General features: G+C 64.9%; 28 protein-coding genes. 12 read left to right on the top strand and 16 right to left on the bottom strand.

Translation table 11 applies throughout. The annotated features are described in order from the left end of the window. The first annotated feature begins 60 nt into the window (after window positions 1-60). The 8 genes from AC3WLC_RS15185 (at window position 61) to AC3WLC_RS15150 (ending at window position 7833) form a co-directional block, all read left to right on the top strand. The gene (locus tag AC3WLC_RS15185) at window positions 61-717 is read left to right on the top strand and encodes a methyltransferase domain-containing protein (RefSeq protein WP_493684768.1); all 657 of its coding nucleotides are present in this window, start codon (window positions 61-63) and stop codon (window positions 715-717) included. Then, a complete protein-coding gene (locus AC3WLC_RS15180; RefSeq protein WP_493684767.1) occupies window positions 714-1592 on the top strand; it encodes a glycosyltransferase family 2 protein in 879 nt (292 codons plus the stop codon). The genes AC3WLC_RS15185 and AC3WLC_RS15180 overlap by 4 nt, the downstream gene beginning before the upstream one ends. Window positions 1593-2555: 963 nt before the next feature. Then, entirely contained in the window at window positions 2556-3110 is a 555-nt protein-coding gene (locus AC3WLC_RS15175) for a methanogen output domain 1-containing protein (RefSeq protein ID WP_493684766.1), read from the top strand. Then, window positions 3085-4266 carry a sensor histidine kinase gene (locus tag AC3WLC_RS15170; protein WP_493684765.1) on the top strand — a complete coding sequence of 394 codons (1182 nt, stop codon included), beginning with the start codon at window positions 3085-3087 and terminating at the stop codon, window positions 4264-4266. Before AC3WLC_RS15175 ends, AC3WLC_RS15170 begins: the two co-directional genes overlap by 26 nt. Beyond that, window positions 4263-4922, top strand: a complete 660-nt coding sequence (locus AC3WLC_RS15165) for a response regulator (RefSeq protein WP_493684764.1) — start codon at window positions 4263-4265, stop codon at window positions 4920-4922. The genes AC3WLC_RS15170 and AC3WLC_RS15165 overlap by 4 nt, the downstream gene beginning before the upstream one ends. Before the next feature lie 259 nt (window positions 4923-5181). Further along, window positions 5182-5862 (top strand): LuxR C-terminal-related transcriptional regulator, encoded by a 681-nt coding sequence (locus AC3WLC_RS15160; protein ID WP_493684763.1) that lies wholly within the window; start codon window positions 5182-5184, stop codon window positions 5860-5862. A 374-nt stretch (window positions 5863-6236) separates the two neighbouring features. Next, window positions 6237-6989: a LuxR C-terminal-related transcriptional regulator gene (locus tag AC3WLC_RS15155; RefSeq protein ID WP_493684762.1), complete on the top strand. Its 753-nt coding sequence runs from the start codon at window positions 6237-6239 to the stop codon at window positions 6987-6989. Between the two features lie 31 nt (window positions 6990-7020). Then, on the top strand, window positions 7021-7833 hold the full coding sequence (locus AC3WLC_RS15150) for a glycosyltransferase family 2 protein (protein WP_493684761.1): 813 nt from the start codon (window positions 7021-7023) through the stop codon (window positions 7831-7833). An 87-nt stretch (window positions 7834-7920) separates the two neighbouring features. Here AC3WLC_RS15150 and AC3WLC_RS15145 read toward each other — a convergent pair whose 3' ends face one another. The 8 genes from AC3WLC_RS15145 to AC3WLC_RS15110 form a co-directional block, all read right to left on the bottom strand. Continuing rightward, complete coding sequence (locus AC3WLC_RS15145; RefSeq protein WP_493684760.1) at window positions 7921-8148, bottom strand: hypothetical protein; 228 nt, start codon at window positions 8146-8148, stop codon at window positions 7921-7923. 132 nt (window positions 8149-8280) lie between these two features. Next, window positions 8281-8589, bottom strand: a complete 309-nt coding sequence (locus tag AC3WLC_RS15140; RefSeq protein ID WP_493684759.1) for an I78 family peptidase inhibitor — start codon at window positions 8587-8589, stop codon at window positions 8281-8283. Window positions 8590-8719: 130 nt separating this feature from the next. Continuing rightward, complete coding sequence (locus AC3WLC_RS15135) at window positions 8720-8869, bottom strand: hypothetical protein (protein WP_493684758.1); 150 nt, start codon at window positions 8867-8869, stop codon at window positions 8720-8722. Next, window positions 8866-9675, bottom strand: a complete 810-nt coding sequence (locus tag AC3WLC_RS15130; RefSeq protein ID WP_493684757.1) for an AAC(3) family N-acetyltransferase — start codon at window positions 9673-9675, stop codon at window positions 8866-8868. The genes AC3WLC_RS15135 and AC3WLC_RS15130 overlap by 4 nt, the downstream gene beginning before the upstream one ends. Before the next feature lie 106 nt (window positions 9676-9781). Then, window positions 9782-10360, bottom strand: a complete 579-nt coding sequence (locus tag AC3WLC_RS15125; RefSeq protein WP_493684756.1) for a hypothetical protein — start codon at window positions 10358-10360, stop codon at window positions 9782-9784. Between the two features lie 21 nt (window positions 10361-10381). Next, the gene (gene guaA / locus AC3WLC_RS15120; RefSeq protein ID WP_493684755.1) at window positions 10382-11959 is read right to left on the bottom strand and encodes a glutamine-hydrolyzing GMP synthase; all 1578 of its coding nucleotides are present in this window, start codon (window positions 11957-11959) and stop codon (window positions 10382-10384) included. A gap of 74 nt (window positions 11960-12033) precedes the next feature. Then, window positions 12034-12345, bottom strand: a complete 312-nt coding sequence (locus tag AC3WLC_RS15115) for a putative quinol monooxygenase (RefSeq protein WP_493684754.1) — start codon at window positions 12343-12345, stop codon at window positions 12034-12036. Between the two features lie 117 nt (window positions 12346-12462). After that, on the bottom strand, window positions 12463-13761 hold the full coding sequence (locus tag AC3WLC_RS15110) for an RsmB/NOP family class I SAM-dependent RNA methyltransferase (protein ID WP_493684753.1): 1299 nt from the start codon (window positions 13759-13761) through the stop codon (window positions 12463-12465). Window positions 13762-13917: 156 nt separating this feature from the next. Here AC3WLC_RS15110 and AC3WLC_RS15105 point away from each other — a divergent pair, with 156 nt between their 5' ends. Both AC3WLC_RS15105 and AC3WLC_RS15100 read left to right on the top strand, forming a co-directional pair. After that, window positions 13918-14055, top strand: a complete 138-nt coding sequence (locus AC3WLC_RS15105; RefSeq protein WP_171019471.1) for a hypothetical protein — start codon at window positions 13918-13920, stop codon at window positions 14053-14055. Between the two features lie 181 nt (window positions 14056-14236). After that, window positions 14237-15400, top strand: a complete 1164-nt coding sequence (locus AC3WLC_RS15100; RefSeq protein WP_493684752.1) for a glycerophosphodiester phosphodiesterase — start codon at window positions 14237-14239, stop codon at window positions 15398-15400. 76 nt (window positions 15401-15476) lie between these two features. Here AC3WLC_RS15100 and AC3WLC_RS15095 read toward each other — a convergent pair whose 3' ends face one another. From AC3WLC_RS15095 to AC3WLC_RS15060, 8 genes are all read right to left on the bottom strand, one after another. Then, window positions 15477-15746 (bottom strand): hypothetical protein, encoded by a 270-nt coding sequence (locus AC3WLC_RS15095; protein WP_346359692.1) that lies wholly within the window; start codon window positions 15744-15746, stop codon window positions 15477-15479. Between the two features lie 133 nt (window positions 15747-15879). Next, window positions 15880-16176 carry a hypothetical protein gene (locus tag AC3WLC_RS15090; RefSeq protein ID WP_493684751.1) on the bottom strand — a complete coding sequence of 99 codons (297 nt, stop codon included), beginning with the start codon at window positions 16174-16176 and terminating at the stop codon, window positions 15880-15882. Between the two features lie 179 nt (window positions 16177-16355). Continuing rightward, window positions 16356-17072, bottom strand: coding sequence for an amino acid ABC transporter ATP-binding protein (locus AC3WLC_RS15085; protein WP_493685389.1), 717 nt, complete (start codon window positions 17070-17072; stop codon window positions 16356-16358). Window positions 17073-17162: 90 nt separating this feature from the next. Continuing rightward, the gene (locus AC3WLC_RS15080) at window positions 17163-18542 is read right to left on the bottom strand and encodes an amino acid ABC transporter permease (protein ID WP_493684750.1); all 1380 of its coding nucleotides are present in this window, start codon (window positions 18540-18542) and stop codon (window positions 17163-17165) included. Between the two features lie 10 nt (window positions 18543-18552). Continuing rightward, window positions 18553-19743 carry an amino acid ABC transporter permease gene (locus AC3WLC_RS15075; protein WP_493684749.1) on the bottom strand — a complete coding sequence of 397 codons (1191 nt, stop codon included), beginning with the start codon at window positions 19741-19743 and terminating at the stop codon, window positions 18553-18555. Window positions 19744-19886: 143 nt separating this feature from the next. Continuing rightward, window positions 19887-20927, bottom strand: a complete 1041-nt coding sequence (locus tag AC3WLC_RS15070; protein WP_493684748.1) for an amino acid ABC transporter substrate-binding protein — start codon at window positions 20925-20927, stop codon at window positions 19887-19889. Between the two features lie 152 nt (window positions 20928-21079). Further along, window positions 21080-22099 carry an amino acid ABC transporter substrate-binding protein gene (locus tag AC3WLC_RS15065; RefSeq protein ID WP_493684747.1) on the bottom strand — a complete coding sequence of 340 codons (1020 nt, stop codon included), beginning with the start codon at window positions 22097-22099 and terminating at the stop codon, window positions 21080-21082. A 146-nt stretch (window positions 22100-22245) separates the two neighbouring features. Then, window positions 22246-23271, bottom strand: a complete 1026-nt coding sequence (locus AC3WLC_RS15060; protein ID WP_493684746.1) for an amino acid ABC transporter substrate-binding protein — start codon at window positions 23269-23271, stop codon at window positions 22246-22248. A 264-nt stretch (window positions 23272-23535) separates the two neighbouring features. Here AC3WLC_RS15060 and metC point away from each other — a divergent pair, with 264 nt between their 5' ends. Together metC and AC3WLC_RS15050 are read left to right on the top strand one after the other, a co-directional pair. Then, a complete protein-coding gene (metC, locus tag AC3WLC_RS15055) occupies window positions 23536-24726 on the top strand; it encodes a cystathionine beta-lyase (protein ID WP_493684745.1) in 1191 nt (396 codons plus the stop codon). 8 nt (window positions 24727-24734) lie between these two features. After that, a complete protein-coding gene (locus AC3WLC_RS15050) occupies window positions 24735-25445 on the top strand; it encodes a transporter substrate-binding domain-containing protein (RefSeq protein WP_493684744.1) in 711 nt (236 codons plus the stop codon). The last annotated feature ends 3 nt before the right edge of the window (window positions 25446-25448 follow it).

The following is a 25448-nucleotide window of genomic DNA, read 5'->3' as shown; positions in this document are numbered from 1 at the left end:
GCGCGCCCAACGTTAGGATCGCGCTCGGGAACCGATAGATCATCGCGAGGCGAAGAGCTCATGAACATGATTCCGCGCTCGTTCCGCCGCTCGCAATTCCGCGAGGAACGCTTCAAGACCTATGTCCGCCCGATCATCGATGCCGTGATCAAGGCACGGGGATCGTGCCGCATCCTCGATCTGGGCGGAGACGCCGATTACTGGCAGTTCGACCTGCCGCCTTCGGGGGTGGAGATCTGGCTCCTGAACATCGAGGCCAAGCCGCCCTCGCCCGATCCGCGCTTTCACGTCGTCCAGGGCGATGCGCGCGACGTCAATGCGTTCGGCGACGGGAGCTTCGACTTCGTCCACTCCAATTCGCTGATCGAGCATGTCGGGCGCTGGGCCGACATGAAGCGCGTCGCGGCCGAGATCAGGCGGCTGGCGCCGGCCTACTATGTGCAGACGCCGAACTTCTGGTTCCCGCTCGATCCGCATAGCAATGCGCCGATCATGCACTGGCTGCCGCAGCCGCTGCAGCGGCGGATGGTGTCGAGCAAGGCCCGCGGCTTCTACGCGAAGGCAGCCTCCCTCGACCAGGCGATGCAGATCGTCGAAGGCACCACGATGCTCGACCGCGCCCAGCTCGCCGAGCTCTTTCCGGACGCGGAGATCCTGACCGAGAACGTCCTGTTCCTGCCGAAGTCGCTGATCGCCATCAGGGCGCCCAAGACGTGAGAGAGGCGGAAAACCTGCGGCCGGATTTCGCCTTCCTGGCCCTGGCCAAGGACTGCGCCGCCACGATCCCACGTTTTCTGGAGCTGCTGCGAGCGCTGAGGCGCAGCGGCTCGAGCGTCGTCGCATTCGTCGGCGAGAACGGCTCGCGGGACGGAACGCACGAGCTGCTCCAGCAGGCCCAGTCGCAGGGAGAGATCAGCCTCGTCCCCACCGCATTCATGGCGGGCGAGCCGGAGCGGCTCAGGCGGATGGCGCTCGGCCGGGAACGGCTCAAGAGCGAACTCGAAGCCTCGGGCCTCGCTCCCCGCTTCGTCTGCGTACTCGACATCGACAATGTCATCGCCGCGCCGCCCACGGTCCCGGCGCTGCTCGCCGCGGCTGCGAAACTCGATCGACCGGGCATCTTCGGGGTGTCGGCGAGCTCGCGCCCGCACTATTACGATCTCCTGGCCTACGAAGACGAGCAGCGATCCTTCGTGACGTTGCTTGACGAGCTTGCGATCAGTCGGTCGGGCATCGTGAAGTACTACCGTTTCTTCCGTTCACGGATCTACCCGCACCAGCGGGCCCTCACCTCCGATCGTGAGATCAGCTGCGCCTCGACCTTCAACGGCCTGTGCCTCTACCGCGCCGACCTTTATCGCCTCGGCAGCTATCTTGAGGCCGGCCCCGCCATCTGCGAGCATCTCGTCTTCAACCGCCGCCTCGCCGCCTTGACTGGAGGGGCGATGCTGATCGATCCCGGCCTGGTGCTGCGCACGCCGTCCGATCACGCCGAGCAGAGCTTCCTGCCCTTCGCCTGGAAGCGATTTCGCAAGCTGATCTCGCTGAAGTTGCACCGGCACGTTCACCGGCCGAATCTTCTCGCCAAGTGAACGCCGGAAGCGAGCTGCAATCGACATCTTGACGGATGTGAACCATTGTCAACAATGACCTTAGGTCATGCCTAGATTTTTGCCACTCCATGACTTCGCATCGAAGGCTCACGGGATCGGGAGCCGCGATCACGAATTTCTTACCTTGAGGATTTCCCGCCGCCGGTTGCCCAACCGCGGGAGGTCAACCCGCAGTTCCTGAATAACAAACAACCGTTGCAATTTAACGCAACACTATCACAGCGTAAAAAACGCAACTTTTAACCATAATAGACATTCGCTAATATTTTGAATCTTTATCTAAAATTTAGATCTATAATTAAGATGAATTTTTTCCGGAAAATTCTTCAAACTACATACGCAAGACGCGCTCTAAAGGCTCACTCCTAAGCTCAGATCAATACCCGATATGCAACTTACGTTAGAATTCGTGTCTCCCGCAAGCCTTTTTGGACGCCACCGCTCATAATCAAGCAGACAAGTCGTGATAATGTGCTATTATCACAGGGTAGATGTGGACTGTAAGCGGGAGGTCACGTTCGCTCCTCCCTATAACCGCCTTGCTCCTGCCGAGCCTGCAGCTGTTTTTCTTGCATGCTTGACATAGCGATCGGGGAGGTTTCGAGAATGGCCGACATTGCCTGGAAGGCACAAAAAAAGACAGTTTTTTTGCTCATACTTTAACTGAGACCCACGCGAGACTTAAAACTCTCAATGCTGGGACGGTTTTATTATCTATCCTGAAACAAAAAATCTCTACAATAAACGCCTTTGGATTCAGATTTTTATGATCTGAAGCAAACAACTCATTCAACGACAAGAACACACTCACTCACGCCAGACGATCGCTCGGAGCAATCACCGGGAGATGAAATTTCGTTCAAGCAATGAATGATCTGCGTACAGGCTGCCATTGACCTGCCTTTGCCTAAGGTAATGGTCAATTCAAGGAGTTGAACCAGCGTGAATCCGTCCATAGCCGACACCTCGCCGAATATCGGCGCACTCGATATCGACTTCGACCATCATGGTCTTTTCAACACCCTGGTCGCCGACCTGGCTGAACTGCTGGAAAGCATCGCAGGGGTCGAGGACGCGTGCGCCTATGTCAGCGGCATCGCCGCGCGCTTGGGCACGGATATCGAGAAGCAGTACAAAGTGGCACTGGGCGTCCAGCATCTCAGTCGCGATCAGTTGATTGAAGTCCTGATCGATCTGAATAATCGCGCTGGCGGGGCCTTCTCCGTCATCGAGCGCGACGAAGACCGGGTCGTGTTCAGCAACTGCTCGTGCCCGCTCGGGCGGGCGGCGGCGAACCATCCTTCACTCTGCATGGTGACATCGAACATCTTCGGGCGCCTGAGCGCCAACGCGGTCGGGTACGCCGCAGTCGACCTGGAGGAGACGATCGCCAGGGGCGCGGCCCAATGCCGCGTGGTTCTGCATCTGAAGCGTACGGAACCAGGTCCGGAGACGAGGGAATATTTCCGAGATGATGCATCTGCAGCTTCGGCATGAGCCGGATCTAGAGACCTATCTCGAGCCATCGATCATCGCCTTGAGCGATGGCAGCATCCGTGCGCTCAACCGCGCCGCAAGCCAGTTGCTCGCCCCCGGGCACGCGGACGCATCGCTGCTCGATCTCTGCACGAGCCGGGTCGAGGCCTTGCAGAGCTATCTTCTTGCCTGCTCGGGCTCGCGCCAGCCCTTGATCGAGAGGGTCGGCTTCGACGGCTCCCATGGCGCAAGCGATTATCGCTGCTTCGGCAATGTCCTGGTCCCGCGGCGCAAGAACCAGCCGGCAACGCTGCTGCTACGCCTGTTCCCCCTGCTCGACGCACGGTTCTCGGCCGCGGCGGAGCGGATGAGGCGCCTGACCGCCGAGCGGCAGCGTCGCCTTGCCATGCAGCAATTCGACGAGTTGCGCTGCGACCGCGTCCGGCTGGTCGAGCAATACTGCTTCGTCGCCGAAGCACTGCGTGTCGTGGAGGCACGAACGCACCAGCTCCAGGATGAGCTCAACCATATCCGAGCCGACGAGCGCGAACGTATCGCGCGGGACCTGCACGACCACGCCGGGCAAGAGATGGCCCAGGTGCTCGCGGAGCTGAGAGTTTTGCAGGAGAGCACGAAAGGATTGGCGAGAAAGCGCCTCGACGAAATCGTCGCGCATGTCGCCGGGGTCGGGCGCAAGATCCACCACGCCGTCGTCAGTGGCCGGCCACGTGTCGTCGAAGAGCTCGGCTTCAGGCGAGCCATCGAAACCATGGCGGTCTCGTTCGCAGCGGACGGGCGGATCGATCTCTCCTTCCGGAAGAAGGGGACCGAGCCCGAACGAATGCCGCCCGCTGTCGAGGACGCGCTCTATCGTGTGGCGCAGGAAGCACTGACGAACGCTCTCAAGCACGCGCTCGGTGCACGCAAGCTCGACGTCACGCTGGACTTCGCGGCCACGTCGGTCTCGCTCACGATCGCCGACGACGGCATCGGCCTCTCATCCGAGGCCGGGCAGGCGGGAAGCGGCCCCTGCCCCGGCATCGGCCTTCACGGCATGCGCCAACGCATGGACGATGTCGGCGGGACGCTGGACATCCGACCTCGCTGCGGCAAGGGCACGATCGTCAGCGCGACGGCCCCCCTGAGCAACGCATCGCCGCGGAGCGTTCCCTCGTGACGGCGCGGATCATCCTGGTCGACGATCACCCGGTCGTGCTGGCGGGGCTCAAGGCCCTGGTGCTCGGCCTGCCGGATTTCGACCTGGTAGGGCTGGCGAGCTGCGCGGCGGAAGCGCTCGTGCTCGTCCGTGGCCAGCGCCCCGACGTCGCCATCTTCGACATGGGGCTTCCTGGCATGAGCGGCCTGACGCTGGCGGAGCGAGCCCTCGAAGAGCTGCCCGATATCCGCATCGTCATGCTGACCCACTATGAGGAGCCCAGCTACGTCCAGAAGGCGCTCCGGACCGGCATTCGCGGCTATGTCCTCAAGGGGTCGGCCAGCGAGAAGGTGGAGCAGGCGCTGAGGACGGTCCAGAGCGGCGGGGTCTATATCGATTCCGACCTGGAGGATTTCCGCTCGGAATGGATCCGCAAGCTGTGTCCGACGGCCGGCGTGGGCGCGGTGACAGCGAGCGACACCCTGACCTATCGCGAGATGCAGGTCCTGCGCCTGGCTGCAGTCGGCCACTCCAACAAGGAGATCGCCCGGCGTGTCGGCCTCGGCATAAAATCGGTCGAGACCTATCGCTACAGGGCCTGCAAGAAGCTGATGCTGCACTCCCGCCTCGACATCATCAGATACGGCGCCAGCCATGGCTGGATTCTCGACGTCTGACAGCCCTGACTAAGCCATTGGCGCGCTGAACTACTGGAGTGTCTCCTGTGCGGAGTACTCAGCTTGGCGTGACTGGAACAATAATGGCCACACGCCCCGTGACGGCATCTCCGGAAGAGCGTCGCGACTTGCCGGGCCGTTCCCGCTACCAAAGTCCCCGGGGATAGGAGCCTGCGCTCGGGACCCGCCAGTGACGGGCGGAACCCGGCATCACGGTCGCATCTCCCACCGAAAAGGCGACCAGAGCGGCGGCACGACCATGGCAAGGATCCTCGTTGCCGACGAACATGCACTCTACCGCACGGGCCTGCGTACCATCCTGCAGGTCGCCTTGCCGGATGCCGAGCTTCTCGAAGCCGAGGACTTCGACGGCTTGATGCGCAACCTGATGGAGGAACAGCCGATCCATCTCGTGCTGGTCAGCCTCGGCCTGACGGGCTCTACCGATCCGCAGGTCATCTGGGATTTCAAGCGCGCCTCCGCGACGACACGCTATGTCGTCATCTCGAGCAACGGCACCTTCGACCAGGTCCTCCACTACATCGCGGAGGGTTTCCACGGCTTCATCTCGAAGCTGCAGCGGGACGACGAGATCATCGAGGCGGTCCAGGAGGTCCTGGCCGGGCGCCTGGCGGTTCCGCGCGGCCTCACTCCGTTCGGCTCCGCGGCCGAGGCCTACCGTCCCCGCGAGACGCCGCAGCGCCGGCTCGGCTCGCAGCAGGACCCCTTCGGACTGACGCGCCGGCAACGCGATGTCCTGACGCTGCTCGCCGACGGGCTCTCGAACCGGGAGATCGCCCAGGCGCTTCACATCGCGGAACCGACGGCGAAGATCCACGTCTCCGCGCTGATGCGAACGCTCAACGTGCGCAATCGCACCGAGGCGGCCGTACTCGCCAAGGATCTCATGCGCATCCTCAAAACCGACCAGACCAGCTGAAGCGGCTCGCGCCCTCAGCGGCCATGCCCCGGCGTCTTCCTCTACGGCAACCTGAAGACAATCTCCGTACATCCTGCAAGCCTAGCTGGTAAAATTGGACGCTTTGTCGCAGGTCGCATGTAAGGGTTTTCCTGACGGGATCGTATTTTTCCTGACAAGACGACTACATCCGAATGAACTAATTATTAACGATGACATTCGGGGTGCTCGCATCCCTTAGTGTCATCGTGTGGCCGTATCGGATTAGTCACCGCCTGCCTCATCTCGGAATTTCTCAACAGCACAACGGAATATCTCCGCTGATGCGGCCGGGGCGATATGCGCCTCGTCGCTTCCGCCACCCTAGTTTTGTGTCGAGTAAGAGGGAAGTACCGATGTCAGACATCATCGAGACCGCCGTACTGAGCGACAATGCACTTCTTCGGGAGGGCATAACCAAGTTGTTGGATGGCGCCCGGTTCCACGTCAGCCAGAGAACGACCAGTCTCGACCTTCAACGATACGATAGCGGCCAGCAAGCACCTGATCTCTTCATCATCGTGATCGACGACACGTCTTGTTCCATCGTCGGCGACATCAAGCGACAGTTCAAGAGCGCCAAGATCGTCGCGCTCGCCCTGCGCGGCAGTCGGGAGTTGATGCACCGCGCGATGCAGCTCGGTGCGGTCGGCTATCTCGTCGAATCCGTGTCCGCGCAGGATCTCATCACCTCGCTGGAAGTCGTCATCGCCAACGGCGCGGTATTTCCGCCCGAACTTCTGTTGCAACTCTCCGAGGTCGCAGTCGAGCCGCAGCGTCTGCTGCAGGGCGTGCAGCGCCGCGCCGACGGGTCACCGTTCCAAGGGCTTTCGGCCCGCGAGGTCAGCATCCTGGAAGGGCTCATGCTCGGCGAATCCAACAAGGTGATCGCGCGCAAGCTGGAGATCGCCGAGGCTACCGTGAAGGTGCATGTCAAGGCGATCCTGCGGAAGGTCCGGGTCCGGAACCGCACCCAGGCGGCGATGTGGGCCATGCAGAACGCGGTGACCCGGATCCCAGTGGTCGAGGAGCCCGATGCCGTGGAGGACGCGCCGCTGCCGATGATCCCGGCGAGGCCGGACATGGCGATCGCCTCCCGGCATGTCTGACCGAACCGGCCCCAACTGCGGAACCGCGCCAATGATCGTGACCATCGTGACCCCGACGCTGAACGCCGTCGATTATCTCAAGGAATGCATCGAGTCCGCGCGCCGCAATGCGACGCGCGGGATCGAGATCGAGCACGTCATCGTCGATGGCGGCAGCACCGACGGGACCGTCGAGCTCGCCCGGAGCTACGGGCTGAAGGTGATGCAGGGCAAGGACAGCGGCATCTTCGACGCCATCAACAAGGGCTCCTTCAATTCGTCAGGCGAGTTGCTGGGCTTTCTGGGTGCCGACGACGTCATGCTTCCGGGCGCTGCGGCAGCTGTCGTCGACGCCTATCGCAAGAGCCGCCGTCGCTGGGTGGTCGGCGCGATCCGCTGGATCGATTCGAGCGGGCACGGTCTCGGCGGGCTCGCGGCGCCTCCGAACTGGATGACCCCCGCCATGCTCGTCTGTCTGGGCTGGAATCCGATCATGCACATGGCGACCTATTTCTCCCGGACCTTCTTCGAGGAACTGGGCGGGTTCGACATCGCCTATCGCGACGCCGGCGACTACGACATGTTCTGCCGGGCCCTGGCGAAGGAGCCCTATGGCCGGATCGACAAGCCGATCGCCTGCTTCCGGCGGACGGGCGTCAACAACAGCGCCATCCATGGCAGCCGCACCGCCGCCGAATGCGCGAGGATCTATGCGCAGCACGGACCTTCATCGCAGGCGGAGCGCATGTTCTGGCGGGTTCTGCTGAAGGCCTATTTCAACCTCGGCAATCCCGACTGGCTGCTGTCGAAGATGGCGGACACGACGCGCACGACGCTGAAGCTTCAGCCGAAGGCGCATTTCTGATCCGCGTCGCCGAGCACATGCCCTTCGGCAATCGGAGCCCCGGCGGGAAGAGCCTGCCGGGGCTCCGTTTTTTCGAGCGTGGAAACCTCAGCGTACCGTAGGCAGCAGCTCGCGTTTCCCGGGACGAAGCTTCCGGCATGCCTGTGCCGACAGCAGGGCACAGCCGAGAACCGGCCAAAACATGCTGACCAAAGCGACGACAAGAATGTCCTTCGCGGTGAGCCGATCACGCTCGGCTTCGAGAACCGAATTGAGCGCGATCAGGCCCGCAATCACCAAATGCACGGCCGTGAGGATGACGAGGGCGATGACCATCTGAACCGCCTCTCGGCGAATGGTTTCTGCGCCTCACGCTAGCGCCGGCGAACGCCGCGGCAACCAGGCATGGAGTATCCCAACCACCCCTTTGGGATTACCGCATTGGACCGACCGCAGCGGTGGCCTGCCTCACCCGCAAAGGGCGCGGATGATCTTGCCGCTCTTCGGGTCGGTCTCGATCGTGACGCGCTCCTGCCGGAAATCCATCGTCACGCCCTGCCCCGGCCGGATCTGCCGGACCAGTGACGCGCCGGTGAGCTGGCGCGCCTCGTCATCGCTGACGCGGCTCCTGCCCGCCAGGGCCTCGGCCGCGTCGCGCCGGCAGAGGCCCGGCTCGCCGCCGACCTGTGCCTGGCGCGTCTCGCCTTGGCAGGCCGCCAGCGTCAATGTGGTCAGCGTCAGCGTTCCGGCAGCGAGCAGCTTCGCATGGAGCTTCAAAGCAATTCCTTTCCTCGATCGAGCGACGATCACCGCCCGCCCCTAGCGCACAGATTCGGCACAACCAAGGGCGAGCGACCCGTCGGACAGCTACAAGCGCGCTCCGTCCACTCCGGACACCCGATCCTTCTCAGTCGGGGATGCAGGTCTTCTTCACCGCGTCCCAGCTGCCGTCCTGGCAGGGCACGTCGGCGAAGCCCGAGAGCGCCAGAACGGCGAGCAGCGTGGCGAGGCCAACAACCAATCCGGCGACAATCGCAACGACGACCAGGCGTCTCACCGGCCTGCGGTCCAGAGCTCGACGGCATGATCGACGATCTGCCGCATCCCGACGAGGGTTCCCCGGCCCTCGCCAAGCGCCCGCGCAGCGGCCATTCCCGATCGCAGCGCACTCGCTCCGATCGGCAGGAAAGCTGCGCTGTCCATCACGCTCGGGATGTCGAAGGCGACCCATTGCCTTTGCCCGTCGCGCATCAACGGCGCGCCCTCGGCGATCCTCGGCCGGTCGGGCCAGGCCCTGCGCTCGGCAAGGTGCAGGGCGGTGCATCTGTCGAAATCCACGCCGATCAGCAGGATCTTGGCATCGAGGCGATAGAGCACGCCGAGCGGCGAGCCCTCCCCCAGCGGGTCGCCCAGGTCATGACGGCCGATGATCTGTCCGGCGAGCGGACCACGCGCCGCGAACGACGCCGACGGGTGATCGCTGCGCAAGGCGCCGGGCCAGGTGCGGAACAATTCGGCGATGCAGCCCATGTCCCGCGTCGGCGTGGTGCCGGGATCATAGGCCGGCATCGTCTCCCGGATCGTCTGGTGCCATGACGCCGGGACGGGCGGAGCGCCCCAGTTCGCGGGATCGCTGAGGTCCGCCGACTGCGCCGGCATGACGATGGTGCCTTCCGGCCCGACCGCCCGAAGCAGGGCTTCGATCACCGCGACGGGTCCACCATTGACCCAGCCCAGGGAGCTCAGGGACGCGTGAACGAGAACAACGTCGCCGGAACGTATCCCCAACGACAGCAGGTCCCGCGTCAGGCTGTCCGCCGTGATCGGCCTTCCGCCTCTGGCGATCTGCTCTGCTTCGGCCATCCGGCTCCTCCTGGCACCCTTCTCTTGTCCCGAAGCAGCGCGCCAGGCAATGTCAGCGTGAGCGGGTAGAGAGATCAGCGCGGGCGGCTTCTCGCCGCTCGGCTATTCAAGGTCTTGAAGTGCGCCGGGGGCCTTTCAGCCGCACCGTGGACACGGCGCGCTCATAGGCCGGCGCGAACTCAGTCGCCTTGTCCTCGCGGTAGATGCACTCGAAATTATAGGCCTTGCCGCTCACCACCGTGAACACATAGCGCTTGATCTGCGGCCGCTCCTTGGTGAACGGCCATCGCGCATTGCTGAAGACCATGTCGACAGCCGGCTGCCCGAACATCGTGGTCATCGCCGACGATTGCAGCGTGATCGTCGGCCGGACGGCGATCGCCTTCCTAAACTCGTCGGCGATCGCCTCACGCGTCCTTTCGCTGATCTCCGCAAGGCCACCGGGATCACGCGGCCCGAGGAAGGTGATGATCACATCGCCATTGGCCGGCGAGGAAGCCTTGACACCGGTCACATCGCCGGTGCCGTCAGCGAACTGGCGATCCAACCCGAAATTCGACGGATACTGAAAGCTGTAAGCGCCGTCGGCCGCTTCGAAGGTACGGGCCTCCTGAGCGAAACTGGCCGATGGAAAGGCGACGGCAAGCGCCAGAAGCGCGGTTCGGAGTACCAGAGGCATAGGCATCTGGCGCCGTCGTTTACGCCCTCATTCCCACTCGATCGTGCCGGGGGGCTTGCTGGTCACGTCGTAGACGACCCGGTTGATGCCCTTGACCTCGTTGATGATGCGGGTCGCGGTGCGGCCGAGGAAGGCCATGTCGTAGGGGTAGAAATCGGCCGTCATGCCGTCGACCGAGGTCACCGCGCGCAGGGCGCAGACATGGTCGTAGGTGCGATGGTCGCCCATCACGCCGACGGTGCGCACCGGCAGCAGAACGGCAAAGGCCTGCCAGATCACGTCGTAGAGGCCGGCCTTGCGGATCTCATCGAGATAGATCGCATCCGCCTTGCGCAGGATGTCGAGCTTCTCCTTGGTGATCTCGCCGGGACAGCGGATGGCGAGGCCCGGCCCGGGGAAGGGGTGGCGGCCGACGAAGGCCTCGGGCAGGCCGAGCTCGCGGCCGAGCACGCGGACCTCGTCCTTGAACAGCTCGCGCAGCGGCTCGACGAGCTTCATCTTCATGCGCTCGGGCAGGCCGCCGACATTGTGGTGGCTCTTGATCGTCACCGAAGGACCGCCGCTGAAGGAGACGCTCTCGATCACGTCGGGATAGAGCGTGCCCTGGGCGAGGAAATCGGCGCCGCCGAGCTTGGCCGCCTCGGCGTCGAAGACGTCGATGAAGAGCCGGCCGATCGTCTTGCGCTTGGCCTCGGGATCGGCACCGCATTTGGCAAGCTCGGAGAGGAAAAGCTCTTCCGCATCAACATGGACCAGCGGGATATTGTAGTGGTCGCGGAAGAGCGTCACCACCTGCTCGGCCTCGCCGAGGCGCATCAGGCCGTGGTCGACGAAGACGCAGATGAGCTGGTCGCCGATCGCCTCGTGGATCAGCACGGCCGCGACCGCCGAATCGACGCCGCCGGAGAGCCCGCAGATCACCCTGCCGGTGCCGACCTGGTCGCGGATCTTCTTGATCATCTCGGCGCGATAGGCCGACATGCTCCAGTCCGGCTTGCAGCCGCAGATGTCGACGACGAAGTTGCGCAGCAGCTTCGACCCGTCCGGCGTGTGGACCACCTCGGGGTGGAACATGGTCGAATAGAAGCGGCGTTCCTCGTCGCTCGCCACCGCATAGGGCGCGTTCTCCGAGGTCGCCTTGACGGTGAAGCCGGCCGGCAGCTGCGTGACGCGGTCGCCATGGCTCATCCAGACCGGATAACGCCCGCCCTGCTCCCAGACGCCGGCGAACAGGGCCGACGGCGTGACGATCTCGACATCGGCGCGGCCGAATTCGGCGGCATGGCCGCCCTCGACCGTGCCGCCGAGCTGATGGGCCATGGTCTGCTGGCCATAGCAGATGCCGAGCAGCGGCAGCTCCGCCGAGAAGACCTCCTGCGGCGCGCGCGGCGAATTGGCGTCAGGCACCGAGGCCGGACCACCGGAGAAGATCACGCCCTTCGGCTTCAGGCGCTGGAACGCCTCGGAGGCCGACTGGAACGGCGCGATCTCGCAATAGACCCCGATCTCACGGATCCGGCGTGCGATCAGCTGCGTGACCTGGCTGCCGAAGTCGATGATCAGGATGGAGTCGTGAAGGGCGGGGTTCTGGGGCTGGGCGCTCATCGCGCCCGGTTACGCCATCGCGCGCGAGCGCGCAACGGCGCTGAGAGCGGGTCAGGCCGGCACCGCAGGAAGCCTCAGGACGAGACCCGGTCGAGGAAGATCAGCCGCAGCGGCTCGGCCAGCAGGTTGCTGGCCTTGGCCGCGAACGCCTGGAAGTGCGGCGTCGCCTTGTGAAACTCGAGCGCGGCCGCGCTGGTGAAGGCCTCACGCATGTAGAAGGTACCGGGTTCGTCGCGCAGTTCGAACAGCACATAGTCGAGGCAGCCCGGCTCGGATCGCGTCGGTTCGATCAGCGCAAGCAGGCTCTCGCGCAGTGCCTCTCGCTGACCAGCCTTTGCCTTCAGGACTGCGATGGAGATCAAGGTCTCGTCGGTTGTCTGTGTCATGGGCGGCACCTCTGCTGATGAAGATACCGGAGATGTCGGCCCAGCCTGACCGGCGCAAGACGCACAAATCGTGCCCTTAGGGACAGGATTGATACCGCCGTCGCGTTGCGGCCATGGTCAGGCCGGCGCGGCAAGGCAGCTCAGATAGAACCCATCCGTCCCGGTCCGGCGCGGCGAGAGCTGCAGGCCGAAGCGCGTAGCGAAGCGGGCGAGCAGGCCGAAATCGACCTCGCCGGTATCGAGCAGCGAGCGCGTCGCCACTGGCGCGAAGCCGGCATGGCGCGCCAGGAAGGCCTCGACCGCGCCGTCGTTCTCCTCAGGCAGCATCGAGCAGGTGATATAGGCGATGCGTCCGCCCGGCTTAACCAGGCTGGCGGCGCGGCCCAGCACCTGCGCCTGCTCCTTGACACGCTCGGCCAGCGCGCCGGGGCGCACCCGCCATTTCGCATCGGGATTGCGCCGCCAGGTGCCGGAGCCGGTGCAGGGCGCATCGACGAGTACAAGGTCGATCGTGCCGGACAGATCGGCGAGCGCGTCATGGCCGCGGTTCCTGGGCACGCGGACCTCGACATTGCCGGCGCCCGAGCGGGTAAGCCGGTCATGCAGCGGCGCCAGCCGGCGGCTGTCGAGATCGGTGGCGAAGATGCGGCCCTTGCCGCCGAGCACCGCAGCGAGCGCCAGCGTCTTGCCGCCGGCACCGGCGCAGAGGTCGACGACGCTCATGCCGGGCTGGGCGCCGGCGAGCAGGGTCACGAGCTGCGAGCCTTCGTCCTGGATCTCGAACTCGCCGTTGAAGAAGCTCGGCTCGCTCTGCAGCGACGGACCACGGCCATCGGGGCCCGGCAGGAAACGCAGCGCATCGGGTGACCAGGCACCCGGCTCGGGCTGAAGATGGCTGAGCGCGGCACGCAGCTTGGCGCGGTCGGTCTTCAGCCGGTTGGTGCGGATATCGGCCGGCGCCCGGCCCGCCAGGGCCTGCCCTTCCGCGATCGCATCGTCGCCAAAGCCGGCCATGAAGGAGGGCCAGAGCCAGTCCGGCACATCGGCGCGCGCCCAGCCCGGCGCGGCATTGAGGTCGAAGGCCGCAAGCCCCGCGACCTCGAACTCGGTCAGCGGCGCGGGGGCGTGGTTCTGGCCGTTGAAGAGCTCGGCGATCTCCTCGACGCCAAGGCCACGCTGGCTGACCAGCATGCCGAGGACGAGCGCCCGCGGCGTCTCCTCGCCGAGCGCATGGGCGGAGGAGGCACGGCGGCGCAGCGCGTCATAGACCAGCGAAGCGACGGCGGCACGGTCCTTCGAGCCGGCAAAGCGGCGCGACAGCCCCCAATCCTTCAGCGCATCGGCCGCCGGGCGCCGACGCTCGATCAGGTCCGCCAGGACCTCGATGGCGGCGCTGATGCGGGCGGCAGGGGTCATGTGCGGCGGTTCCTGTCACTGCTGTGCATTACGGCTCTCAGGTCCACCGCGATCTGGAACGATTCCGAAGCGCGACGGGACCCTTGACGCCCTCGTCCCACAGGGCGCAAGACGATACAACTCCTTCCGCAACGCCAACCGCCTGGGATCCCTGCAATGACCGCCCTCTCCCGCCTTGCCCTCGCCGGCCTGTTCTGCCTGTCGCTCGCCGCCTGCGCCACCCAGCCGGTCGACACCACGCCGCCGCCGGCCAAGCGCCTGGACGCCAAGACCACGCTCGAAGGCCGCCGCTGAGCGTCCGGGGGCGCCTGCGGCCGCATGACGAGCAAGCGCCTCGACAAGCCCCGATGCTCTCCTTCGCGACGCCCATGACGCCATGGTCGAGGCGCCGCGCAGGGACAAGAAACCTTCACCAGCCTGTCATATCCGCCGAGCAGTTTCGCCGCCTTTCCGCAAGAAGTGAGGATCGGACGAGATGAAGCCCCTGTTGCAGCCGGCGACCATGCTGGCGACCTTTGCCCTTGCACTGGCCGCGCCGGCCCTGGCACAGAGCCCGGCCCCGACGCTCGACGGCAAGCCCGCTTTGATCGTTGGCCATCGCGGCGCCAGCGGCTATCTGCCCGAGCACACGCTCGAAGGCTACAAGCTCGCGATCGAGCAAGGAGCCGACTTCATCGAGCCCGACCTCGTCTCGACCAAGGACGGCCATCTGGTGGTCCGTCACGAGCCGATGATGTCGGGCACCACCGACGTCTCGACCCGGCCGGAATTCGCCGCGCGCAAGACGAGCCGCAAGGTCGACGGTGTCGACACCAACGACTGGTTCGCCTCCGACTTCACCCTGGCCGAGCTCAAGACGCTGCGCGCCAAGCAGGCGTTCCCGGAGCGCGACCAGTCGCATAACGGCAAATACGAAATCCCGACGCTGCAGCAGGTCATCGACCTCGCCAAGGCGGAGAGCACCCGCACCGGCCGCACCATCGGCATCTATCCGGAGATCAAGCACTCGACCTATCACTCGGCCATGGGCCTGGCGATCGAGGACAAGCTGCTCGACCAGTTGAAGGCCGCCGGCTGGAGCGAGAAGACCTCGCCGGTGATCATCCAGAGCTTCGAGACCGCCAACCTCAAATATCTGCGCGGCAAGACGCAGCTGCGCCTGATCCAGCTCGTCGATGCCGACGATGTCGACAAGGATGGCGGCATCGTCCTCGCCGCGCCGTTCGACAAGCCCTACGACTTCGTCGTCACCGGCGACAAGCGCAGCTTCAAGGACCTCGTCAGCGCCGAGGGGCTGAAGGAGGTCAAGACCTATGCCGACGGCATCGGCCCCTGGAAGCCCTATCTGATGCCGGCCAAGCAGATGGTCGGCGACGACGGCAAACCGCGCGATCTCAACGGCGACGGCGCGATCGACGAGCGCGACCGCGTGCTGCTGCCGCCGACCGATGTGGTGAAGAACGCCCATGCGGTCGGGCTCTTCGTCCATACCTGGACCTTCCGCAGCGAGCCCAAGCGCCTCGCCTCCGACTTCAAGGGCGACCCGGCGGCCGAGTACAAGGCCTATCTGGCGCTGGGCATCGACGGGCTGTTCTCGGACTTCCCCGACCAGGCCGTGAAGGCGCGCAACGCCAAGTAACCGCCGGCAAACAAAACAAGACCGCCGCACCGACTGGGTGCGGCGGTCTCGTTTACGCTACGCAACTCAACTCGACTTAATCACAGACCCGCACGGTGCGGCGCACCTCCCCACGCGGGGTTTCACGAATCCGCGTCTCGGTGCGGCAATCGCGCTCGGCGCGATAAGCCCGGCGCCGCTCCCAGCGATCACGCTCGCGCCAGCGATCCTCGCGGTCCATCGCGCGCTGATGCGGCGTACGCGGATCGATCCTGACGCCGCCCGGCCCGATATCGACGGACTGCGCGAAGGCACTGGAGCCAGCGAGCAGCAGGCCGGCGGCAAGGGTCGATGCTAGCAATTTCATCGGCTTTTCCTCCTGTGTTGGGAAAAGCAACGATGCGCGCCGACAAAGGTTCCCTTCCGTGAGCATCCGGAGGCCAGGCAAGAGAAAACCCGGCATCCGTAGGTGCCGGGTCGAAAGCCGGATGTCGGCTGGCTCAATCGCAGACGCGGGTGGTGCGGCGGACTTCTCCGCGGGGTGTATCATAGACCCGCGTCACGGTGCGGCAGCGGCGCTCGTCACGCCAGGCGCGGCGGCGCTCCATCTCGCGGCGACGCTCCCAGCGGTCGCGCTCGCGCATGCGTTCCTCATGCCGGATCTCGCGATCGACGGCGCGCTGGTGCGGCGTGCGCGGATCGACCGAGATGCCACCGGGACCGATATTGATCGACTGGGCATAGGCGGTGCCGCTCGCCAGCAGTGTCGCCACCAAAGCGGGAATCAGGCGCTTCATGAATCATCCTTCCGATACAAACGAATCGAAGAGATTCGTGAACTGGAAGGGTTAAGAGCCTCTAACTCCACCGCGATCTTCCGTCTGGCGGGCAAAGGCAGCGGCCCGGATCGGCGACGCCCAAGACGCAAACGGCGCCACTGAGGGCGCCGCCGCGATGACATTCCAGGCCTGCCGGATCAGTGCAGGATCTGGCTGAGGAAGAGCTTGGTGCGCTCGTGCTGCGGGTTCTTGAAGAACTCGTTGGGCTCGTTCATCTCGACGATCTGGCCTGCGTCCATGAAGATGACGCGGTCGGCGACCTGGCGGGCAAAACCCATCTCGTGGGTGACGCAGAGCATGGTCATGCCTTCGTCGGCGAGCGAGACCATGGTGTCGAGCACCTCCTTGACCATCTCCGGGTCAAGCGCCGAAGTCGGCTCGTCGAACAGCATGATCTTCGGGCTCATGCACAGCGAGCGGGCGATGGCGACGCGCTGCTGCTGGCCGCCCGAGAGCTGGCCAGGATACTTCGTCGCCTGCTCGGGGATCTTGACGCGCTTGAGATAGTGCATCGCGATCTCCTCGGCGTCCTTCTTGGGCATCTTCCTCACCCAGATCGGCGCCAGCGTCAGGTTCTCCAGGATCGTCAGATGCGGGAACAGGTTAAAGTGCTGGAAAACCATGCCGACGTCGCGGCGGATCTCGTCGATCTTCTTGAGATCGTTGGTGAGCTCGGTGCCGTCGACGATGATCTGGCCCTTCTGATGCTCTTCCAGCCGGTTGATGCAGCGGATCATCGTCGACTTGCCCGAACCGGACGGTCCGCAGATGACGAGCTTCTCACCACGCGAGACCTTGAGGTTCACGTCGCGCAGCACGTGGAACTCGCCATACCACTTGTTGACGCCGATCATCTCGACCGCCGTCGCGGTGTTCAGCGCAGTCTGCTTCAGGGCCGCCGGACGCGAGCTGGTGGTTTGTGCCATGGACATCGTTTTATCCCCTCAACGCTTCTGGCCGGCGGCAAGCCGCTTCTCGACCGCGATCGAGTAGCGCGACATGCCCCAGCAACACAGGAAATAGAAAATCGCGGCGAATGCATAGCCCGTCGAGCGGGTGGTCGGTGTCGCCCAGGTCGGATCGACCAGGGTCGCCTCGATGGTGCGCAGGAAGTCGAAGATGCCGACGATGGTGACCAGCGTCGTATCCTTGAACAGCCCGATGAAGGTGTTGACGATGCCCGGGATCACGATCCGCAGCGCCTGCGGCAGGATGATCAGCCGCATCATGCTCCAGTAGCCGAGGCCGAGCGACATCGCGCCCTCGTACTGGCCCTTGGGCATCGCCTGCAGGCCGCCGCGCACAACCTCCGCCATATAGGCGGCGGCGAAGAGCGCGACACCAACCAGCGGCCGCAGCAGCCGGTCCGGCGACCATTCCTGCGGCACGAACAGCGGCAGCATGGTGTTGGCCATGAACAGCACGGTGATCAGCGGCACGCCGCGGACGAACTCGATGAAGATCACCGAGAGCAGCTGGATGATCGGCAGCTTGGAACGCCGGCCGAGCGCCAGAACCACGCCGAGCGGCAGCGAGAAGACGATGCCGACCGCCGCGATCAGGAAGGTCACGGTCATGCCGCCCCAGAGGCCGGTGTCGACCCGCGGCAGGCCAGGGCTGCTCGCCAGCACGCCCAGGAGACCGAAGACGACGAGCGCGAACAGCACGAGCTGTTTCGGCCCGAAGAAGCGCTTCCAGATGGGCAGTTGCTGGACCACGCCGACAGCGGCCCCGCCGATGTAGAACTGGACAAGCTGCGGCACGAAGGAGAGCACGACGTAGAGCGCGGCGAGCGCCAGCGTCACCGTCATGCAGATGCCGAGGAAGCGCTCGGCACCGGCGCCGCCAAGCAACAGCACATAGGCCGAGATCGGCAGCAGCACGAAGAAGAAGAAGATGCCGAGCTTCTTCTTCGGCGCATTCGTCCACAGCAGCCAGGCCACGCCGAGCGCGAACATGGCGAAGACGACGTTCACGCGCCAGCGCTGCGGGATCGGATAGGAACCGTAGATGAAGTACTGGAAGCGGTCGGCGATATAGGCCCAGCAGGCACCGACCGGCCGGCCGACCTTTTCGGCCAGGCAGGCGTCGCGATTGGTGCCGGACCAGACCGCATCAAGGAAATAGAACCTGACGACCCCCGGTACCGTGTCGACGACGAGATAGAGGCAGAGCAGGGTCAGCGCGATGTTGAGCGGGCTGGAGAGCAGATGCTGCCTGATCCAGGCGAGCGGCCCGGCGACGGAGAGCGGCGCCGGCTGCTGCTCCAGCGTTTCCTTGCGGACGAAGGCGAAAGGAGCCATTTCGGTGGTTGCGTCGGTCATCGGGGCGCCCTCACCGTTCCACCAGCGCCATGCGCTTGTTGTAGATGTTCATGAACAGAGACGTGACCAGCGAGATGGTCAGATAGACCGCCATGGTGATGGCGACGACCTCGACCGCCTGGCCGGTCTGGTTCAGCACCGTGCCGGTGAAGACCTGGACGAGATCGGGATAGCCGATCGCGACCGCCAGCGAGGAGTTCTTGGTCAGGTTGAGATAGTTCGAGGTCAGCGGCGGGATGATCACCCGCATCGCTTGCGGGATGACCACGAGCTTCAACGTCGGCCCCGCCCTGAGACCGAGCGCATGCGCAGCCTCCGTCTGCCCCTTCGAGACGGCGAGGATGCCGGCGCGCACCACCTCGGCGATGAAGCCGGCGGTATAGGTGGTCAGGCCGATCAGCAGCGCGACGAATTCGGGGAAGATCTGGATGCCGCCGCGCAGGTTGAAGCCGGCGAGCTCGGGATAGACGAAGGTGATCGGCCGGCCGGTGGCGAAGTAGACCAGCGTCGGCAGGACGACGATCAGGCCGAGGGCGACCAGGCCGATCGGATATTGCTTGCCGGTCGCGGCCTGCTGCTTGCGGGCCCAGGAGCGGAAGACGAAGGTCGCGACGAGGCCGATCAGGAACGCCCAGATGATCAGGCTGCCGCCGGGGCCGAATTGCGGGTCGGGAATATAGAGGCCGCGGTTGTTCAGCAGGGCGCCGGCCGGCAGGACGATCGACTGGCGCGGATTGGGAAGCGGCTTCAGTACCGCATTGTACCAGAAGAACAATTGCAGCAGCAGCGGGATGTTCCGGATGACCTCGACATAGATCATCGCGATCTTCGATACGATCCAGTTGCTCGACAGCCGGGCGACGCCGACGAAGAAGCCGAGGAAGGTCGCGAGCACGATGCCGATCGAGGCGACGAGCAACGTGTTCAGCAAGCCGACCCAGAAGGCGCGGCCATAGGTGCCGGTCGAGGCGTCGTAGGGGATCAGCTTCTGGTTGATGTCGAAGCCGGAGGCATTGTGCCAGAACCCGAAACCGGAGGCGATCTTCTGCGCCCTGAGGTTCTCGATCGCGTTCGAGGCGGCGGACCAGATCAGAAAGCCCACCACGGCGAGCAGCAGGAACTGGTAGACATAGCCCCGGATCTTCGGGTCGTAGAGCAGCGAGGCCTTGCCCGGCTTGATCTCTGCGGAAGTGGTCGACACGTCTGACGCCCTTTTCGAGTGTTGGCGACCGCGGGTCCGGCAGTGCCCTCTGCGGATCACTGCCGGCCGGTATTCTTATCCGGTTCGCCGGAACAAGACAGCTTCAATGGACGACGCGCGGGGGAGCCGCGCCCCGGCGGTTCTCAGCGGATCGGCGGCGCGTATTGCAGCCCGCCATTGTTCCACAGCGCGTTCTGGCCACGGGCGATCTTGAGCAGCGACTGCTGGCCGAGATTGCGCTCGAAGCTCTCGCCGTAATTGCCGACGGCCTTGACGATGCGATAGGCCCAGTCGTTGTCGAGCCCGAGCGCCTGGCCGAAGGTGCCTTCCTTGCCGAGCAGGCGGCGCACGTCGGGATTCTCCGATTTCAGCATCTCGTCGACATTGGCCTGGGTCACGCCGAGCTCTTCGGCCGTCAGCTGGGCGTAGTGGACCCAGCTGACGATATCCAGCCACTGGTCGTCGCCATGGCGCACGATATAGCCGAGCGGCTCCTTCGAGATCGTCTCCGGCAGGACGAGGTGGTCGTCCGGCGTCTTGAAGCGCATGCGCTCGGAGTAGAGGACGGACTGGTCGGTGGTGAAGGCGTCACAGCGGCCGCTCTCATAGGCCTCGGTCGCCTCGTTGTTGGTGGCGAAGGTCACCGGCTCGAACTTCATGTTGTTCTTGCGGAAATAATCCGCGGTGTTGAGCTCGGTCGTGGTGCCCTGCTGGATGCAGATCGAGGCGCCGCTGAGTTCCTTCGCCGACTTGATGCCGGTTGCCTTCTTCACCATGAAGCCCTGGCCGTCATAGTAGTAGACAGGCCGGAAGTTCAGGCCGAGCTGCGTGTCGCGGCTCATGGTCCAGGTCGTCGTCGCCGCGATGAAATCGCTCTCTCCCGTCTGCAGCGCGGTGAAGCGATCCTTCGAGGACAGCGAAACGAACTTGACCTTGCCGGCGTCCTTCAGGACCGCAGCCGCCACCGCCTGGCAGAAGTCGATGTTCATGCCACGCCAGGTACCGCTCGCATCGGCTATGCCGAAGCCGGCAAGACCGGTCCCGATCCCGCAGTTCAGGACGCCGCGTCCCTGCACGGTCTTCAGCGTCTCCCGCGACGCCTGCGCCCGAGCCTCATGCGAGGCCGACGAGGCGATACCGGCAACGGCGGCGGCGAGCAGCGCCGCGCGCACGATCTTCTTCATGTTGTTGTCCCCTGTCTGGCGGAGCGGGTTCTCCCGCTCTCGATTGACTTGCAGCTTGGCAAATTCCGGGCCAGCCCCCGCAGGTCAGCCCCACCCTCCTCGTTCCGGAACGCGACCACACCGGTCGCGAGCACGTCCCCGCCGCCCGATGTTCACCGGATCGGCGGAGCGTACTGCAATCCACCCTTGGTCCAGAGCGCGTTCTGGCCACGCGACATCCTCAGCTGCGAGCGGCTGCCGACGGTACGCTCGAAGCTCTCGCCGTAATTGCCGACATGCTTGACGATCCTGTAGGCCCAGTCGGCCGTCAGCCCGAGGCCCTCGCCGAACTTGCCGTCGACGCCGAGCAGGCGCCTGATCTCGGGATTGGTCGATCCGCGCATCTGGTCGACATTGGCCTTGGTCACGCCGAATTCCTCGGCGTTCAGCATGGCGAAATGGACCCAGCGCACCAGCTTGAACCATTGCGAATCATTGTCACGGGTCAGCGGGCCGAGCGGCTCCTTCGAGATGATCTCGACGAGGACCATGTGGTCGTCCGGCGCGGTCAGCTTCAGGCGCTCGGAATAGAGCGACGAAGCGTCCGTGGTGAAGGCATCGCAGCGGCCGGCATCATAAGCCTTCAGCGTCTCCGGACCGGTGTCGAAGGCGACGATGGTGTGCCGGAGATTGTTGGTCTTGAAGTAGTCGACGACGTTGAGCTCGGTCGTCGTGCCACGCTGCACGCAGATCGAGGCGCCCGCCAGCTGCATCACCGACATCACGCCGAGCTTGCGGCGCACCATCAGGCCCTGGCCGTCGTAATAGTTCACATTGGTGAAGAGCAGGCCGGGCGGGGTATCGTTGGTGATCGTCCAGGTCGAATTGCGCACGAGCACGTCGACATCGCCGGCCAGCAGCGCCTTGAAGCGGTCATTGGCCGAAAGCGGGATGAACTTCACCTTGGTCGGATCATTGAAGATCGCCGCAGCGATGGCGCGGCAATACTCGACGTCGAGGCCGCTCCAGTTACCCTGCGGATCAGGCGCGCCGAAGCCGATCAGGCCGGTATTGGAGCCACAATTCAGGACGCCCCTGCTCTTGATCTGAGCGAGGGTCTGCTGCGCCTGCGCGCTCGCGGAGCCGAACAACGCCGCGACGGCGAACAGCACCGCGCTGATGATCCTGACCATGCATATCCCCTGTCTGGTGGAACGGGTTCAGCCCGTTCTCGGTCGGTGGACGGGTCCGCGATCGGTGCGGGCCCGCAAGCCACCTTGTCCAGTGTCCTGGAAAAGAATCGGGGCGGACGCTGGAAGCGCCCGCCCCACATGAGCCTTTAGCGGACCGGCGGAGCGTATTGCAGCCCGCCCTTGGTCCACAGCGCGTTCTGGCCGCGGGCGATCTTCAGCAGCGAGCCCTGGCCGACCGAGCGCTCGAAGCTCTCGCCGTAATTCCCGACATGCTTGATGATGCGGTAGGCCCAGTCCGTCGTCAGGCCGATGCTCTCGCCGAACTTGCCCTCGGTGCCGAGCAAGCGCTTGATCTCGGGATTGGCCGATTTCATCATCTCATCGACATTGGCCTTGGTCACGCCGAGCTCTTCGGCGTTGAGCATGGCGTAGTGGACCCACTTCACCAGGCCGAACCACTGGGCGTCGTTGTTACGGGTCGCCGGTCCGAGAGGCTCCTTCGAGATGATCTCGGGCAGGACCATGTGATCGTCCGGCGCGGTCAGCTTGAGGCGCTCGGCATAGAGGCCCGAGGCGTCGGTGGTGAAGGCGTCGCAGCGGCCGGAATCATAGGCCTTGACGGTCTCGTCCGAGGTCGCGAAGGCGACGACTTCGTACTTCAGGTTGTTGGCGCGGAAGAAGTCGGCGAGGTTGAGCTCGGTCGTGGTGCCCTGCTGGGTGCAGACCGAGGCGCCGTTGAGCTGCATCGCCGAGGTCACGCCGAGCTTCTTGCGGACCATGAAGCCCTGGCCGTCATAGTAGTTGACGCCGGTGAACTGCAGGCCGAGCGCGGTGTCGCGCGACATCGTCCAGGTCGAGTTGCGCACGAGCACGTCGATCTCGCCCGACTGCAGGGCCGTGAAGCGGTCCTTGGCCGAGAGCGGGATAAACTTCACCTTGCCAGGGTCGTTGAAGACTGTCGCGGCGATGGCGCGGCAGAAGTCGACGTCGAGGCCGGTCCAGTTGCCCTGCGCATCCGGCACGCCGAAACCGGCGAGGCCGGTGTTGGAGCCGCAATTCAGAATGCCCCTGCTCTTGATCTGAGCGAGGGTCTGCGGCGCCTGCGCCTGCGCGCTCGCCGCCGCCAGCGCGAAGCCGAATCCGGCGACCGCGGCTGCCATGAATTTCTTCATATCGATTTCTCCCGTTAATGGCCCCGCCGGCGCCTGCCGGCCGGAACGTGCCGATCCCCTCGCATCGTCGTGACTTGCTGCCCCGTTCGATGCCCAAAACTTAAGCGAAGCTCGGCGCTGGCCGATTGCCAGAGCCATGCCTGAGCGTCAAGCAAGGGCAGCTGGTATATCTGCCCCTTTTCATGGCCAGCATCACATGCGACTTTCGGGGGGTGGTCAAGTGCGGCTACAACCCTCCTCCCTCCCGAGCTGCTCCTCCGGCCCATGAAAAAGCTGTCCAAGCCCGAATTCGCGCGGCTGCGCGAGAAGACCCGCCTCGCCCTCGCCGGCCGCGACCCGTCCGACAGCTACGGCTTCGTCAACCCGCCCATCGTCCGCGGCTCGACGGTGGTCTATCCGAACACCGAGGATTTCCTCGTCCGCAAGGCGCGCTACAGCTACGGCACCGCAGGCAGCCCGACCATCGACGCACTGCTTGCCGCCGCCGACACGATGGAGGGTGGCGCGGGCGTTCTCGCCTGCTCGTCCGGCCTGCTCGCCTGCACCTTGCCCACCCTCGCCTTCCTGAAGTCCGGCGACCATTTCCTCGTGCCCGACAGCGTCTACCATCCGATGCGCAATTTCTGCGACCGGATGCTGCCGCGCTACGGCGTCGAGGTCGTCTATTACGACCCGCTCATCGGCGAGGGCATCGCGGAGCTGTTCAAGCCGAACACGAGGGCGGTCTGGACGGAGTCGCCGGGTTCCCAGACCCTGGAGGTCCAGGACATCCCGGCGATCGTCGCCGCGGCCCATGCGCGCGACATCATGGTGATGATGGACAATACCTGGGCGACACCGCTCTTCTTCGATGCGCACAAGTTCGGTGTCGACGTTTCGGTCCAGGCCGGAACGAAATACTACGCCGGGCATTCCGACGTGCTGATCGGCACGGTATCGGCCCGCACGCCGGAACTCTACGCCCAGCTCAAGCTGAGCTGGGACGCGCTCGGCGTGATCATTGCCGCCGAGGACGCCTATCTGACGCTGCGCGGCATCCGCACCATGGCCGTCCGGCTGAAGGAGCAGATGCCAGCCGGGATCGAGATGGCGAACTGGCTGGCGGCGCGTCCCGAGGTCGCCCGCGTGATCCATCCGGCATTGCCGTCCGATCCCGGCCACGCCATCTGGAAGCGCGACTTCACCGGCGCCTGCTCGCTGTTCTCGATCGAGCTGCAACCGGTTTCGATGAAGGCGGTGGCCGCGATGCTCGACGGGCTCACCCTGTTCGGCATGGGCGCATCCTGGGGCGGCTATGAGAGCCTGGTGCTGCCCTTCGACTGCAAGCGCTATCGCACCGCGACCAAGGCGGACTTCAAGGGGCCGACGATCCGCCTGCATATCGGGCTCGAGGACCTCGAGGACCTGAAGGAGGATCTCGACGCGGGGTTTGCGCGGCTCAGGGCCGCGAGCTGAGCGCGGCCATGACGCCGAACGGGCCCGTCGTCTTCGCCTATCTCGACGAGCCGCCCTTCTGCTGGCCAGCAGCCGGCGGCGCGGCCCAGGGCTGCGATGTCGAGCTGGTCACTGCCGCCTTGCATGCACTGGGCATCACGCGGTTCGAGCAGCGTTTGACCACCTTCGCCGAACTGCTGCCCGGCCTCGCCAGCGGACGCTGGACGCTGACCACCCCGCTCTTCGTTACCTCCGAGCGCCGACAGCTCGTCGATTTCAGCCGCCCGGTCTGGGCGCTCGCCGACGGGCTGCTCGTGCGAACGGGGGATCACGTGCGGCTGACCGGCTATCGCGCCGTCGCGGCGGCAGGTGCTCGGCTTGCCGTCGTCGCTGAGCAGGTTCAGGAGCAAGCCGGGCTCACCGCCGGCATTGCGCCGGAGCGGATGATCCGCCTCGCGACACAGGAAGAGGCGGTCGTCGCAGTCAGGACTGGCCGAGCCGACGCCTATGCCAGCGTCGCCATGGCCCATCGCGGCTATCTCGCCCGCGAACCCGATGCAGAGCTCGCGATCGTCAACGTGTCCGCGAGCGAAAGCGTGCCAGCGGCCGGAGCCTTTGCCTTCGGCAAGCAGCACGCTGCGCTGCGGCAGCGTTTCGACGCCGCACTCGAAGGCCTTGTCGGAAGCGACTGGCATCGCGCCATGATGGCACGCCACGGCTTCCCGGCAGGCGAATACTGAACG

It is taken from the genome of Allobosea sp. GW821-FHT03A12 (genome assembly GCF_058986765.1).
Note: the sequence above shows the minus strand (reverse complement) of the source record. Positions and strands in the feature narration are given on the sequence as shown.

Bases quoted from the DNA above. Each gene is read 5' to 3' on its own strand.
- AC3WLC_RS15185 (WP_493684768.1), top strand. From the start codon at position 61: ATGAACATGATTCCGCGCTCGTTCCGCCGCTCGCAATTCCGCGAGGAA.
- AC3WLC_RS15170 (WP_493684765.1), top strand. From the start codon at position 3,085: ATGATGCATCTGCAGCTTCGGCATGAGCCGGATCTAGAGACCTATCTC.
- AC3WLC_RS15160 (WP_493684763.1), top strand. From the start codon at position 5,182: ATGGCAAGGATCCTCGTTGCCGACGAACATGCACTCTACCGCACGGGC.
- AC3WLC_RS15155 (WP_493684762.1), top strand. From the start codon at position 6,237: ATGTCAGACATCATCGAGACCGCCGTACTGAGCGACAATGCACTTCTT.
- AC3WLC_RS15150 (WP_493684761.1), top strand. From the start codon at position 7,021: ATGATCGTGACCATCGTGACCCCGACGCTGAACGCCGTCGATTATCTC.
- AC3WLC_RS15145 (WP_493684760.1), bottom strand. From the start codon at position 8,148: ATGGTCATCGCCCTCGTCATCCTCACGGCCGTGCATTTGGTGATTGCG.
- AC3WLC_RS15130 (WP_493684757.1), bottom strand. From the start codon at position 9,675: ATGGCCGAAGCAGAGCAGATCGCCAGAGGCGGAAGGCCGATCACGGCG.
- AC3WLC_RS15125 (WP_493684756.1), bottom strand. From the start codon at position 10,360: ATGCCTATGCCTCTGGTACTCCGAACCGCGCTTCTGGCGCTTGCCGTC.
- guaA (WP_493684755.1), bottom strand. From the start codon at position 11,959: ATGAGCGCCCAGCCCCAGAACCCCGCCCTTCACGACTCCATCCTGATC.
- AC3WLC_RS15115 (WP_493684754.1), bottom strand. From the start codon at position 12,345: ATGACACAGACAACCGACGAGACCTTGATCTCCATCGCAGTCCTGAAG.
- AC3WLC_RS15110 (WP_493684753.1), bottom strand. From the start codon at position 13,761: ATGACCCCTGCCGCCCGCATCAGCGCCGCCATCGAGGTCCTGGCGGAC.
- AC3WLC_RS15105 (WP_171019471.1), top strand. From the start codon at position 13,918: ATGACCGCCCTCTCCCGCCTTGCCCTCGCCGGCCTGTTCTGCCTGTCG.
- AC3WLC_RS15100 (WP_493684752.1), top strand. From the start codon at position 14,237: ATGAAGCCCCTGTTGCAGCCGGCGACCATGCTGGCGACCTTTGCCCTT.
- AC3WLC_RS15095 (WP_346359692.1), bottom strand. From the start codon at position 15,746: ATGAAATTGCTAGCATCGACCCTTGCCGCCGGCCTGCTGCTCGCTGGC.
- AC3WLC_RS15090 (WP_493684751.1), bottom strand. From the start codon at position 16,176: ATGAAGCGCCTGATTCCCGCTTTGGTGGCGACACTGCTGGCGAGCGGC.
- AC3WLC_RS15085 (WP_493685389.1), bottom strand. From the start codon at position 17,072: ATGATCGGCGTCAACAAGTGGTATGGCGAGTTCCACGTGCTGCGCGAC.
- AC3WLC_RS15080 (WP_493684750.1), bottom strand. From the start codon at position 18,542: ATGACCGACGCAACCACCGAAATGGCTCCTTTCGCCTTCGTCCGCAAG.
- AC3WLC_RS15070 (WP_493684748.1), bottom strand. From the start codon at position 20,927: ATGAAGAAGATCGTGCGCGCGGCGCTGCTCGCCGCCGCCGTTGCCGGT.
- AC3WLC_RS15065 (WP_493684747.1), bottom strand. From the start codon at position 22,099: ATGGTCAGGATCATCAGCGCGGTGCTGTTCGCCGTCGCGGCGTTGTTC.
- AC3WLC_RS15060 (WP_493684746.1), bottom strand. From the start codon at position 23,271: ATGAAGAAATTCATGGCAGCCGCGGTCGCCGGATTCGGCTTCGCGCTG.
- metC (WP_493684745.1), top strand. From the start codon at position 23,536: ATGAAAAAGCTGTCCAAGCCCGAATTCGCGCGGCTGCGCGAGAAGACC.
- AC3WLC_RS15050 (WP_493684744.1), top strand. From the start codon at position 24,735: ATGACGCCGAACGGGCCCGTCGTCTTCGCCTATCTCGACGAGCCGCCC.